Origin of the sequence: Kordia antarctica (assembly GCF_009901525.1) — a bacterium.
GTDB lineage: Bacteria > Bacteroidota > Bacteroidia > Flavobacteriales > Flavobacteriaceae > Kordia > Kordia antarctica.
Map to the genome: position 1 here is coordinate 420,256 of NZ_CP019288.1, position 13,859 is coordinate 434,114.

13 protein-coding genes are annotated in these 13,859 nt (G+C 33.7%); 11 read left to right on the forward strand and 2 right to left on the reverse strand.

Going from position 1 to position 13,859, the window contains the following annotated elements; genetic code table 11:
• Nucleotides 1-319: 319 nt before the first annotated feature.
• From fabG to IMCC3317_RS01895, 5 genes are read left to right on the forward strand one after another with little or no spacing between them, the layout of a single operon-like run.
• Nucleotides 320-1,066 carry a 3-oxoacyl-[acyl-carrier-protein] reductase gene (gene fabG / locus IMCC3317_RS01875; RefSeq protein ID WP_160127814.1) on the forward strand — a complete coding sequence of 249 codons (747 nt, stop codon included), beginning with the start codon at nucleotides 320-322 and terminating at the stop codon, nucleotides 1,064-1,066.
• Nucleotides 1,067-1,084: 18 nt separating this feature from the next.
• Nucleotides 1,085-1,621: a hypothetical protein gene (locus tag IMCC3317_RS01880; RefSeq protein ID WP_160127815.1), complete on the forward strand. Its 537-nt coding sequence runs from the start codon at nucleotides 1,085-1,087 to the stop codon at nucleotides 1,619-1,621.
• Between the two features lie 19 nt (nucleotides 1,622-1,640).
• Nucleotides 1,641-2,606 (forward strand): hypothetical protein, encoded by a 966-nt coding sequence (locus IMCC3317_RS01885; RefSeq protein WP_160127816.1) that lies wholly within the window; start codon nucleotides 1,641-1,643, stop codon nucleotides 2,604-2,606.
• A 3-nt stretch (nucleotides 2,607-2,609) separates the two neighbouring features.
• A complete protein-coding gene (locus tag IMCC3317_RS01890; RefSeq protein ID WP_228054917.1) occupies nucleotides 2,610-4,646 on the forward strand; it encodes a VWA domain-containing protein in 2,037 nt (678 codons plus the stop codon).
• An 18-nt stretch (nucleotides 4,647-4,664) separates the two neighbouring features.
• Entirely contained in the window at nucleotides 4,665-5,480 is an 816-nt protein-coding gene (locus IMCC3317_RS01895; RefSeq protein WP_160127817.1) for a prohibitin family protein, read from the forward strand.
• A 480-nt stretch (nucleotides 5,481-5,960) separates the two neighbouring features.
• Here the strand turns inward: IMCC3317_RS01895 and IMCC3317_RS01900 are convergent, their stop codons facing one another.
• Nucleotides 5,961-6,485, reverse strand: coding sequence for a hypothetical protein (locus IMCC3317_RS01900; protein WP_160127818.1), 525 nt, complete (start codon nucleotides 6,483-6,485; stop codon nucleotides 5,961-5,963).
• 9 nt (nucleotides 6,486-6,494) lie between these two features.
• Nucleotides 6,495-7,322, reverse strand: coding sequence for an OmpA family protein (locus IMCC3317_RS01905; RefSeq protein WP_160127819.1), 828 nt, complete (start codon nucleotides 7,320-7,322; stop codon nucleotides 6,495-6,497).
• A gap of 347 nt (nucleotides 7,323-7,669) precedes the next feature.
• On the opposite strand from IMCC3317_RS01905, the gene hisG reads away from it, so the two are divergent.
• From hisG to hisA, 6 genes are all read left to right on the forward strand, one after another.
• Entirely contained in the window at nucleotides 7,670-8,527 is an 858-nt protein-coding gene (hisG, locus tag IMCC3317_RS01910) for an ATP phosphoribosyltransferase (RefSeq protein WP_160127820.1), read from the forward strand.
• Nucleotides 8,527-9,813 carry a histidinol dehydrogenase gene (hisD, locus tag IMCC3317_RS01915; RefSeq protein ID WP_160127821.1) on the forward strand — a complete coding sequence of 429 codons (1,287 nt, stop codon included), beginning with the start codon at nucleotides 8,527-8,529 and terminating at the stop codon, nucleotides 9,811-9,813. The genes hisG and hisD overlap by 1 nt, the downstream gene beginning before the upstream one ends.
• 21 nt (nucleotides 9,814-9,834) lie before the next feature.
• Entirely contained in the window at nucleotides 9,835-10,887 is a 1,053-nt protein-coding gene (hisC, locus tag IMCC3317_RS01920; protein WP_160127822.1) for a histidinol-phosphate transaminase, read from the forward strand.
• A 53-nt stretch (nucleotides 10,888-10,940) separates the two neighbouring features.
• A complete protein-coding gene (gene hisB, locus IMCC3317_RS01925; RefSeq protein ID WP_160127823.1) occupies nucleotides 10,941-12,074 on the forward strand; it encodes a bifunctional histidinol-phosphatase/imidazoleglycerol-phosphate dehydratase HisB in 1,134 nt (377 codons plus the stop codon).
• A gap of 153 nt (nucleotides 12,075-12,227) precedes the next feature.
• Nucleotides 12,228-12,809, forward strand: a complete 582-nt coding sequence (gene hisH / locus IMCC3317_RS01930; protein WP_160127824.1) for an imidazole glycerol phosphate synthase subunit HisH — start codon at nucleotides 12,228-12,230, stop codon at nucleotides 12,807-12,809.
• A 248-nt stretch (nucleotides 12,810-13,057) separates the two neighbouring features.
• Entirely contained in the window at nucleotides 13,058-13,777 is a 720-nt protein-coding gene (gene hisA, locus IMCC3317_RS01935) for a 1-(5-phosphoribosyl)-5-[(5-phosphoribosylamino)methylideneamino]imidazole-4-carboxamide isomerase (protein WP_160127825.1), read from the forward strand.
• Nucleotides 13,778-13,859: the final 82 nt, after the last annotated feature.

The following is a 13,859-nucleotide window of genomic DNA, read 5'->3' on the forward strand; positions in this document are numbered from 1 at the left end:
TATCTTTCAAACTATGCGCTAAAAAAATTATATTTGAATTATTAATCAAAAATAGTGCTGTTTTATTATCAAGCGAATTTTAAAATGATTGATACAAAATTTGAATTATATTTTTTTTAGATGAAATAGAAATCGAAGATTCATGAATACCTATTTAAGAAAATAGAAATGATATGAACTAAAATATAAGCATAGCATTAGTTACGGTTTTTTTTTATATTGAAGTATAAAGAAAATAGAAACGAATTTAATCAGTCATTCTGAAGTTTATTTAATAAAAGACTTCTATCACAGCAAAAAAAAGATAAAAAAACCAATAATGAAATTACTAGAAGGCAAAACAGCCATCATTACAGGCGCAAGTAGAGGAATAGGAAAAGGAATCGCGCAAGTATTTGCAGCGCATGGAGCAAATGTAGCATTCACATACAGTTCATCTGTTGAAGCTGCAAACGAACTAGAAAAAGAATTAAACGGGTTAGGCGTAAAAGCTAAAGGATATCAAAGCAATGCGGCAGATTATCAGCAATCACAAGATTTGGTTGTGGAAGTATTAAAAGAGTTTGGCACAATTGATGTTTTAATCAATAACGCAGGGATCACAAAAGATAATCTCCTAATGCGTATTTCAGAAGAAGATTTTGACAAAGTAATAGAAGTCAATCTAAAATCTGTATTCAACATGACAAAAGCGGTACAACGTACCATGTTGAAGCAACGCAAAGGATCAATCATAAACATGAGTTCTGTAGTTGGTATCAAAGGAAATGCTGGACAAACTAGCTATGCAGCCTCAAAAGCGGGAATCATTGGATTCTCAAAATCAGTTGCCTTAGAATTAGGATCAAGAAACATTCGTAGCAATGTAATTGCGCCAGGTTTTATAGAAACTGAAATGACAGGAAAACTTCCAGAAGATGTCGTAAATGGTTGGAGAAACGCCATTCCTTTAAAAAGAGGTGGAACTCCAGAAGATGTAGCAAATGTGTGTGTTTTCCTAGCAAGTGATATGTCAGCATATATCACAGGACAAGTATTAAACGTTGACGGTGGAATGTTGACATAAACTTAATAATAACTACATATGAAAAAAGCATTATTTTTAATGACGGTTTTTTTACTGTCATTTGGCGCTGTAAATGCGCAAGATTGGGAAAAGTACAAAGCTGAAGATTTATCTTTTATTGCTTACTACCCACAAGAACCAAAAAGAACAGTTCAAAAAGTCAGTACAGCTGTAGGTGAGTTAGACATGCACATGATAATGCATGCGCCAACTTCAGGTGATGACAACGCTGTATACTCTGTAATTAGATCTGATTATCCAAAATCTCAATTTACCAATGCAGATGATGAGTACAATGCAACTGTATTAGATGGTGCTGTTGAAGGTGCTGTATCAAATGTAAAAGGAAAGTTAGAATTTGATAATAAAGTAAAATTCAATGGATATCCAGGAAGAAGTATTAAAATTGAAATTCAAGGTGGATTTATCTATATCAATGCGTATTTAGTTGAAAACTCTATGTTTATCACGCAAGTAATTTGCTTAACTTCAAATGATGGAAACAAAAGTATTGACCGTTTCCTAAATTCATTTGAAATTATAAAAACAAAATAAGAAAGTTTAAAAGTTACATATGAGAAAGATTTTAGTATTGTTGACATTTATCATAGCTTTCATTTTAAATGTCAACAGTCAAACCCGTATAGGGAAGTTTGAAATTGAAGGAAAACATAACAAACTAAACAAAAAAACGCTAGCTAGTTTCAAAAATACTAAAACGTACTTTATCTTTATTGAAAGTGAAAATGCAGGTTATACCAAAACTGATTACGAAAATATTTTGAATGAAGTGTGGAATATAACACCTTTTCAAGTGATCACTGAAGACGAATTTTATGAAGTAGCGGAAGAAAAAGCTGCTTTTGCTCAATTTAGAGCCTTTTCGATTACGAGACACGGAAAATATGGTTCAACTGTATTCTCTTATCATGTATTAGATTTTTGGTTGATTGATAAATTAAAAAAACTTGACACAGAGAAAAAGAAGCTAAAAGCTAAAAGAAAAACGGTAGCTGCTATTTACTTTACACCAGATATCAATTCTAGACAACAAATTGTATCAGGAAAAAAATCTATTAGTGGAGATTTGATGAATTACCGACTTGGTTATATAAAAAATTATCTTCAGCATATTAATCATGGCTTAAAAGAAAAAAAAAGCTTTAATATGTTTGATGATTTCATCAACAAAGACAAAATTGGAGAGCTTAATAACAAAACACTTTACATGTCTGAAAATTTCATCTATTCCTACTCACCTTGGAAAGTGGAAGAAAAGGAAGAAAAAATGACTCCTGAAAAGCTGTTTGAAGATTATGAGCACACATACAAAGTTATTTCAGATAAGGAGCTAAATAATAAAATACTCGCCAATGAAGATTTTTACTATTTAATGTACAATCAAAACGTTAGCATAAAAGTAATATCTGTTGTCAATGGTAAAACGGGAGAAATCATATACTCAACTTACAAATCAATGTCTTACAACTTAAAGTCAAAAAATTTGAAAGAATTATCAAGAAAAATTTCAAAAAACTAACTATTGCAAACTATAACAATCCTATACATCAGTATAGCGGTACTAATATCAGCACTTATTGCGATATTTCATTACTACTACAAAACGAAAAAACGCACTAACAAACTAGTGCTTTTTTCGTTTTTAAGATTTTTAAGTGTATTTGCTTTATTGCTCTTAATCATCAATCCAAAATTCAAACAAAAAAGTTACTACACAGAAAAACCTGTACTAACAATTGCGGTTGATAATTCTTCTTCAATTGCTGAATTAGGCTACGCCGAAAAGGTCTCAACACTACTAAATGACTTAAAAAAATCAAAAGAACTTCAAGATAAATTCGAAATTGATACCTATACATTTTCGAAAGAATTAAAAGAAAGTGATTCCATAAACTTTTCTGGACAACAAACAAATATTAGCAAAGCACTCAAAGACATTAACAATCTCTACAAAGATGCGATTGCACCAACATTACTAATTACAGACGGAAATCAAACCTATGGAAATGATTACCAATTTCTATCTTCAAAAATAAAACAACCTATATTTCCTATCATTACAGGCGATACAATAACATATATTGATCTAAAAATCAATCAATTAAACGCAAATAAATACGCGTATCTAAAAAATAAATTTCCAGTAGAAATCATTGCAACCTACACAGGAAACGAAACCGTTCAAACGAATTTAGTATTAACGTCAGACGGAAAACGCTTGGCAAGTAAAGCACTTACATTTTCGCCAACAGACAATTCAAAAGTGGTCAACCTGAATATTTCGGCAACAAAAATTGGAGTACAAACATTACGTGCAACGCTCACACCATTAAACACAGAAAAGAATACACAAAATAACACACGCTATTTTGCTGTTGAAGTGATTGATCAAAAAGTGAAAATTGCATTGGTTTCTGATATCATTCATCCAGATTTAGGTGCGCTAAAAAAGAGTTTAGAAAGTAACGAATTGCGCAGTGTTGACATATTAAAACCAACAGAAGCTTCAAGCAAACTAAATGATTATCAATTAGTTATTCTATATCAACCAACAAGAATATTCTCAAAAGTATACGAAAGTGTAAAACGATTAGAAAAAAATACATTCACAATTACAGGAACACACACTGATTGGAATTTCTTAAACGATATACAATTAAACTTTCGCAAAGATGTTTTGTCTGAAACTGAAGAAGTACAAGGGCAATTAAACGCAAACTATACAAATTTCTTAATTGAAAACATTGACTTTTCAGACTATCCGCCACTTGAAAACGCTTTTGGCGAAATAGAATTTAATGTAGCGCACGAAATCATACTTTCGCAAGTAATATCAGGCGTAGCAACCGATGGCGCATTACTAGCAACCTATACAAACGGTACAAAACGTGCCGCAATATTAACAGGCGAAAATAGCTGGAAATGGCGCGCACATAGTTTCTTAGCACAATCAAACTTTATTGAATTTGATACATTTCTTGGAAAATTAGTACAATATTTAGCTTCCAACAAAAAGCGAGAACGTTTAACGGTTGGTTACGAATCGTTCTATTACGGAAACAGAGAAATTCAACTCACAGCACAATATTTCAATCCTTCGTATGAATTTGACGCGAATGCAAACCTAACGGCAATCATCAAAAACAAAGACACGGAAAAAATAACGACGTATCCAATGTTGCTAAATTCAGGCTTTTACACAGTCGATTTAAGCAATTTACCGCCAGCATCCTACAGTTTTACAGTAAGAGCAGAAGGGAAAAATATCCGTAAATCGGGAAGTTTCAAAATACTAGAATTCGACATTGAAAAACAATTTCTCAATGCAGATACAAATCGGTTGCAGGCAATTGCAACAAAATCCAATGGAAAAGCATTTCATATCAATAACGATTCACAAACGATCATTTCAGAATTAATAAACGATCAACGCTTTCAAACTATAGAGAAAAGTAATGAAAAGGTCGTATCTTTGATAGATTGGAAATATCTACTCGCATTAATTGCAATATGCTTATCGATAGAGTGGTTTCTACGAAAATACTACGGACTCATTTAATAAAAACAAATAAATAAGATGGATAAATTACCAAAAATTGGAATACCAATACTAATTGTTATTATCGGATTAATCATACTAATCGTAAAATCGGCAGTCACGATTAAATCGGGAGAAGCAGGCGTTTTATACAAAACGTTCGACGCCGGAGTTGTTATAGATGAAGCGCCTTTGGGCGAAGGATTTCACATCATTGCACCTTGGAACAAAGTATTCATATACGAAGTAAGACAACAAGAGTTATTTGAGCAAATGAAAGTATTATCATCAAACGGATTAGAAATTCAAATTGATGCATCTGCTTGGTACGAGCCTGTTTACAGTGAACTTGGAAGACTACACCAAAACTTAGGTGAAAACTATTTAGACCGTGTAATAAAGCCGTCTATTCGTAGTGCGGCACGTAGCGTTGTTGGTCGGTATACACCTGAACAATTATACTCTAGTAAGCGTGATGCCATTCAAGATGAAATCTTTACAGAGACGAAAAAAATCTTAGAAAAGCAGTATGTTCAGCTAAATGAAGTATTAGTGCGTGATGTAACGTTACCAAACACAATCAAAGACGCAATTGAGCGTAAACTAAAGCAAGAGCAAGAATCTTTAGAATATGAATTTAGATTAGTTACTGCGGCAAAAGAAGCTGAAAAAGTAATCATTGAAGCGCAAGGTAAAGCAGATGCAAACAGAATATTAAGTGCATCACTAACAGATAAAATTCTACAAGACAAAGGAATTGAAGCAACCATAAAACTTTCAGAATCACCAAACACCAAAGTAATTGTGATTGGTTCAGGACAAAGCGGATTGCCTTTAATACTAGGAAATCAATAAAAAAATTACCACATAAAAACAGAAAAGGGAAACATAACAGTTTCCCTTTTTTTATATCTTCAATCCAACATTTCGACTGCGCTCAATGCAAGCATTTTGATTACATTCAATATAAGAAATCTAACGAGTCTTATCAAGTCCAACAAAGTCTAAACCTGAGTTCGATCTAAAATTTCAGAGTGTTTTTTTTGTCTTTTCCGCAGTATAGTAGGGATTTTTCGTTAAGAATTTTCGAATCCTTGGAGAAAATTTAGAAAAATTCATGCGGTTTTAGTTTTTCCCTAAAAGAAAAACTAAAAATACCTCTGGAAAAGCGCACTTTCTTTTGTTGACGCCTGTGCTGAACTTGATTCAGTATTCTTTGTGCGAACAAAGAAAACGAAAATAATGATTTGAAAATGAGATACTTATTACTTATTTCGAAAATTTCTTCAAAATTTTATTTGAGTAAATTTATGTCGAACTCACGTTCTAAGTAGTCTAATCACCTTTCTTCAAAACAGCCGCTTGTCCTTTCCAATCATCACGTTCAATGCGTCCTGGGAAAAAGGAAATCAACTCAGTTACCGTTTGCATATCTTCTGTGCTAAACTTACTAATTTGATCAAAAGTGTAAATTCCAATCGTATTTAATTTATCTTCAATAAAAGGACCAACGCCTTTAATGCGTTTCAAATCGTCTTTCTGAGAAGCATCGGCAACGCCAAAACTTTCAAAATTTAATGGAGAATTTTCAATATCAACAGTTGTATCTGCTGCAGAACCTACTGCTATTCCTGAACGTTCTCTTGTTTTCTTAGCTCTCACACCTTGCGATGATGAAATATCGGTATCAATTTTTGATTTCTCAGATTCACAATCGTCTAACAATTTTTCATACTTGCGTTTCGATTTTCGTTTGGCAAAAATCCATCCAATCAAAAAACAACCAAATCCTATCAAGAATACTATAAAATATTCCCAATTAGAAGTAGGCGAGAGGTTTTGTAAAAATAAAAGTGGCATACAATCAGGTTAATTAGTTATATTAATTTCAATTCGTCTATTCAATTTTTGCCCCTCCGAAGTAGCATTCGTCGCTATTGGAGAAGTTTCTCCTTTAGAAGAAATCGTTAATTTAGAAGCGTCAATTCCTTGTAAAACAAAATAATCCATCACACTCTTGGCGCGTTCTTTTCCAAACCATACATTGGCTTTAGCATCGCCATTACTATCGGTATGACCAATAATTTCCACTTGCTTATTTGGATGTTTTGCTAAATAATTCTTCAATTCAAGTGCATACGTATTCAAGGTATTATCTGGCTGAAATGTTTTTGAACCAAAACCTGCATACAAAATCTTAGAAGCATTTGCTTTATCAATTGAATTCATGCGAGCTTCGGACATCGTCTGATATTCATACGCGAATCCTTTCTCGAACTTTTCAGCTCCTGAAAAATTAAAATCTTCACGTTTTGTCTGCAACACAACACGATCAATATTAATTCCAAAACGCTCCATAGCAGATTTTACTTCGTTTCCACGTAAAAGTGCAATTGCTCCATCTTCATCTCTATTAAAAAACGAAGTAATGACCAACTCTTCACGCTGATTCGTATTTAAATAATCAAAATAAGTTTGCAATGGATTAGAAACACTGTCAAGAATACCAACAGTTTCAGAATTTTTCGTAATAGAAAAAGGCAAATAGGTAATTGGTTTTTCAACAACAACTTTTGGTGGTTCAACAACTGGTGCTGTAGGAACTTCACAAAGTTTCTTTACACCGCATTCGTAATAACGAACGCCAAAATAGAGCCATGTACAAAGAAATACAAAAGCGATCAAAAAATGTTTCATAAGTGGGTTGGCTATTTATGTTCCTAAATTAACAATTCATTTTAGATATCACAATCTAAAAAATTAAAAATTAACGTTTTATCACATATATTCGATAAACTGTTAGGAATTGCCTAAAATTAATTCAAAAAACACTTGCAGGCAACAAAAAATATTAACTACATTTGCATCAAATAAAGAAACAACAATGTCGTTTACTCAATTACATCATCATCATTTTCATACTGGCTATCAAGCGAGCTGAGAATGTATTGAAGTAATTTCAAAATATATTTAAAACCCGTTTGAATTCATCAAGCGGGTTTTTTTTGTGCCCAATTTTTGTATTCAAACATAAAAATAATTCAATGAAAAAATTAAAAATTGCCATTCAAAAATCGGGACGCCTCAATGAAGATTCCTTAAAACTTCTAAGTGACTGCGGAATTTCCATCGACAACGGAAAAGATCAACTCAAAGCTTCCGCACGAAACTTTCCACTAGAAGTTTTCTATCTCAGAAATGGAGACATTCCACAATATTTAAGAGATGGCGTTGTAGACATCGCAATCATTGGAGAAAATGTATTAATTGAAAAAGGCGAAAACATTACCATCGCTGAAAAGCTTGGATTTTCCAAATGTAAAGTCTCGCTAGCCATTCCAAAAGGAGAAGCATACAACTCTGTAAAAGACTTAGAAGGCAAGCGCATCGCGACTTCCTATCCAGAAACGGTAAAATCATATCTCAAAGAAAAAGGTGTCAACGCCGAATTACACATTATCAATGGATCTGTAGAAATTGCGCCAAACATTGGCTTGGCAGACGCTATTTGTGACATTGTTTCTAGCGGAAGTACGCTTTTCAAAAACAATCTCAAAGAAGTAGAAATCATGTTAAAAAGTGAAGCGGTTTTGGCGGTTTCACCTGAAATTTCAACAGAAGAAAAACAATTGCTTCAAAAATTACAATTCCGAATTCAAGCTGTATTAACAGCGCGATCTTCAAAATATATTCTACTAAACGCGCCAAACGATAAAATAGACGCAATTAGCAAAATCTTACCAGTATTAAAAAGTCCAACAATTCTGCCATTAGCACAAAAAGGTTGGAGTTCATTACACTCAGTAATCAAAAAAGAAGATTTTTGGGACGTCATTGACGAACTCAAGCAAAATGGAGCAGAAGGAATTCTAGTATGTCCAATCGAAAAAATGGTATTATAATGCAGAAAATATTCAATCCGAAATCCAAAAATTGGAATACAATCTTAGAACGTCCGACGCAAACTGTGGATGACATTGAAGCTACGGTTTCACAAATCTTCTCGGAAGTTCAAAAAAATGGCGATCAAGCGATCAAAAAATATACATCTTTCTTTGACAATGTTGAGTTGGATAATTTTTTTATCAGTCAAGCTGAAATTGACACTGCAACAAACCATGTTTCTGCGGAATTGAAAAACGCAATTGCGATCGCGAAAGCAAATATTACCAAATTTCACAAAGCACAAGAAACGCCAAAAATTGAAATAGAAACGACGCAAGGTGTCAAATGTTGGCAAGAAAAAAGAGCCATTCAAAAAGTTGGATTGTACATTCCTGGCGGAACAGCGCCATTATTTTCCACCATATTAATGTTGGCAGTTCCTGCGAAAATTGCAGGTTGCAACGAAATCATATTATGTACGCCGCCAAACAAACAAGGAAACGTGCATCCAGCAATATTGTATACCGCAAAACTATGCGGAATCACTAAAATATACAAAATAGGAGGAATCCAAGCAATTGCAGGAATGACGTTTGGAACGGAAACCATTTCCAAAGTCTACAAAATATTTGGCCCAGGAAACCAATTTGTGACAGTTGCAAAGCAATTAGCCACCAAATACGGAGTTGCAATTGACATGCCAGCCGGACCAAGCGAATTATTAGTTGTTGCGGACGAAACGGCAAATGCAAGTTTTGTTGCTTCTGACTTATTAAGTCAAGCAGAACACGGAACGGACAGTCAGGTAATCTTAGTAACGACTTCAAAAAGCTTTTTAGACGAAGTAGAATCTGCTGTGGAAGCACAATTAAAGGTTTTGCCACGAAAAGAAATTGCCACAAAAGCGATTGCAAATTCAAAATTGATTTATGTTGAAAATGATCAAATTGCATTAGAATTAATCAACGAATACGGTCCAGAACACTTTATTGTTTGTGTAAAAGACGAAAATTTCTATATAAACGGAATTCAAAATGCAGGTTCGGTATTTGTCGGAAACTACACGCCAGAAAGTGCGGGCGATTATGCTTCTGGAACCAATCATACCTTACCAACAAACGGATATGCAAAAGCTTATTCTGGTGTAAACCTAGCAAGTTTTCAAAAAAGTATGACGTTTCAAAAAATCACGAAAGAAGGAATCCAAAACATTGGAAACGCTATCGAACTCATGGCAGAAGCGGAAGGTTTACAAGCGCATAAAAATGCGGTAACCTTACGATTACAAAGTCTAAACCAATAGCAAACTGCCAAAAGCTAAAACATGAAAACATTCAACCTAAATTCGCTCATCAGAGAAAACATAAAAACACTCAAGCCATATTCTTCTGCAAGAGACGAATACAAAACTTCGGGCAGTGAAATGGTTTTTTTGGACGCAAACGAAAATCCGTATGAAAATGGTGTCAATCGCTATCCAGATCCAAAACAAGTAGACGTAAAAGTTGCTTTAGGAAAAGTGAAAAACTGCAATCCAAACAACATTGTATTAGGAAATGGAAGCGACGAAATCCTTGATTTAATTTTCAGAGCATTCTGTGAACCAAAAAAAGATAACATCATTATATTGCCGCCAACCTACGGAATGTATACGGTTTTGGCAGGAATTAATGATATAGAAACCAAAGAAATAGTGCTTTCTGAGTCGTTTCAGCCAAAAGCGGATGAAATTTTAAACGAAGCAAACGAACACAGTAAAATCTTATTTTTATGTTCACCAAATAATCCAACAGGAAACAATTTTGACAACGCTACGGTGGAGAAATTGCTCAAAGAATTTAATGGAATCATAGTCATAGACGAAGCTTATATTGACTTTTCTAGCCAAGAAAGCTGGTTAAATCGATTAGAAGAATTTCCAAACCTTATCATTACACAAACGCTTTCAAAAGCGTATGGAATGGCAGGAATTAGACTCGGAATTTGTTATGCTTCGCTTGCTATTATTGAAATTTTAAACCGAATAAAACCGCCATATAACGTAAATTTGCTCACGCAAGCTTACGCGTTAAAACGTATTGAAGATCAAGAAAGTGTTCAATTAGAAATTGCGAGAATTCAAAAAAGTAAAGAACAATTAGTAAAAGCGTTGGAAAGTGTGAGTTTCATTACGGAAATCTTTCCATCAGATGCAAATTTTATCTTAATCAAAGTTGATAATGCAAATTTAAGGTACGATCAATTACTTGAAAAAGGGATTGTAATTCGCAACCGAACTACGCAACCATTATGTGAAAATTGCTTGCGATTGACTGTTGGTACTGAATCTGAGGTTGAAAGATTAATTGCGGAATTATTGACAATTTCGAAATCATAAGTATAAACTATAACAAAAAATAGATTCCTGCCTACGCAGGAATGACAAAAAATATGAAACGAGTACTATTCATAGATCGTGACGGAACGATCATAAAAGAACCAGCAGACGAACAAATAGACAGTTTTGAAAAACTAGAATTCTATCCGAAAGCGATTTCTGCCTTGCGAAAAATTGCAACTGAACTTGATTTTGAATTGGTGATGATTACCAATCAAGATGGTTTGGGAACGGAAGTTTATCCAGAAAATACATTTTGGCCTGTGCACAACTTCATTATGCAATCTCTTGAAAATGAAGAAATTGTATTTGATAAAATTGTCATTGACAGAACTTTTGCAAAAGACAACGCGCCAACACGTAAACCAAATACAGGTTTATTAACGGAATATTTCTCTGAAGCATACGATTTGAAAAATTCGTTTGTGATTGGAGACCGTTTGACAGATATCGAACTAGCAAAAAATCTTGGTTCAAAAGGAATTTACATCAATGATGAAACCTTTTTAGGAACTGATGAAATTACAGTAAAACGTACGGATTTAGACGAATTTATTGGTTTAGAATCGAATGATTGGGACGAAATTTATACGTTTCTAAAATCAAAAGAACGAAAAGCTTCGTTGACACGAAATACGAACGAAACGAAAATTCAAATCGATTTGAATTTGGACGGAACAGGAAAATCAAACATTGATACAGGAATTGCTTTTTTCGATCATATGTTGGATCAAATTTCGCGTCACGGACAATTGGATTTAGATATTATCGTAAAAGGTGATTTAGAAGTTGACGAACATCACACAATTGAAGATACAGCAATTGCTCTCGGAGAAGTTTTCGCGGAAGCGTTAGGAAACAAATTAGGAATCGAACGCTACGGATTCTGTTTGCCAATGGACGATTGTTTAGCGCAAGTAGCCATTGACTTTGGAGGAAGAAACTGGTTGGTTTGGGAAGCAGATTTCAAACGTGAAATGATTGGTAAAATGCCAACAGAAATGTTTTATCATTTCTTCAAATCGTTTACAGATGGCGCAAAAGCCAACTTAAACATCAAAGCAGAAGGAACCAACGAGCATCACAAAATTGAAGCAATTTTCAAATCGTTTGCAAAAGCAATTAAAGCTGCCGTAAAACGTGATGTTGAAAAAATGATTTTGCCATCAACGAAAGGAATGCTTTAGGAAATTATAAATGTTAAATGCTGAATTTTAAATTTAAAAGTATTTTCGAATAAACGAATAAACGAATAAACGAATAAACGAATAAACAAATACCGAAGCGATCAAACCAACTAAAAGCTAAAAGCTAAAAGCCAAAACCCAAGAGCCAAAAAAATGAAAGTAGTCATCATAAATTACGGAGCAGGAAATATACAAAGTATTAAATTTGCGCTCAAACGATTAGGCGTTGAAGCAATTTTGAGTAATAATGTAGATGAAATTAGAAACGCTGACAAAGTAATATTTCCAGGCGTAGGCGAGGCGAGTAGTGCGATGAAAAAATTACGCGAAAGCAAACTCGATGTTGTTATTCCGACGTTAACGCAACCAGTTTTGGGAATTTGTTTGGGAATGCAATTAATGTGTAATGCTTCGGAGGAAGGAAATACAAAAGGTTTGGGGATTTTTGACACAGAAGTTGTTCGTTTTTCAGACAATGTAAAAGTGCCGCAAATTGGTTGGAATACGATTCAAAATTTGGAAAGTCCATTATTTAAAGGAATTCGTGAAAACGAATATATGTATCTGGTTCACAGTTTTTACGCTAAAAAATCATCAGAAATGATTGCAGAAAGCGAATATGACATACAATATGCTTCTGCATTGCAAAAAGATAATTTTTACGGAGTTCAATTTCATCCAGAAAAAAGTAGTAAAGCAGGGAGTTTGATCTTGCAGAATTTTCTCAATCTGTGAATAAGTTACGAGATATTAGTATTAAGAATTGAGAAGCGTCACTTCGAGTTAAATTCTGAAAGAATTTAGTATCGAGAATTGCTTTGAAAACAAATATTTCTCGATACAATTTTTTCCAAAAATCACTCGAAATGACGTTAGAAACATCAACAAAATCGAACAAACAAACGAATAAACAAAACGACAAACAACAAAATAAAAACGAGCTAAAATCTCAATACTCAATACTAATAACTCAATACTTACTAATGAGAATCATACCAGCAATAGATATCATCGACGGAAAATGTGTGCGTTTGTCCAAAGGCGATTACAGCACTAAAAAAATATACAATGAAAATCCGTTGGAAGTTGCAAAACAGTTTGAAGATGCAGGAATTCAATACTTACATATGGTAGATTTGGATGGTGCAAAAGCCAAACATATTGTGAATTACAAAGTATTAGAACAAGTTGCTTCAAAAACGAATTTGAAGATTGATTTTGGTGGCGGATTAAAATCAAATTCAGATTTACATGTTGCATTTGAAAGTGGCGCAAAGCAAATTACAGGCGGAAGCATTGCAGTAAAAGATAGCGAATTATTTACGCAATGGATTCAAAAATACGGACGGGAACGTATTATTTTAGGCGCAGATGCGATGAATGAAAAAGTTGCGATTAGCGGTTGGCAAGAAGAAAGCAATGAAGAATTAATTCCATTCATTCAAGAATATCTAAAAAAGAACATTCAATATGTGATTTGTACTGATATCGCGAAAGATGGAATGTTAGAAGGGCCATCATTTGAATTATACAAAAGAATTATAGAAGAAAGCGATTCTAGGCTAAAATTAATCGCTTCTGGCGGAATTTCCACTTTTGACGAATTACCAAAACTAAAAGAATTAGGTTGCGAAGGTGTGATTATCGGAAAAGCAATTTACGAAAACAGAATCTCACTCAAACAACTTGAAAAATTATTGTAAAAATAAAACGTCTTTGCGAGGAAGTATGACGAAGTAATCTCAAAGTAGCAGATTGCTTCATTTCATTCGCAATGACAAAATA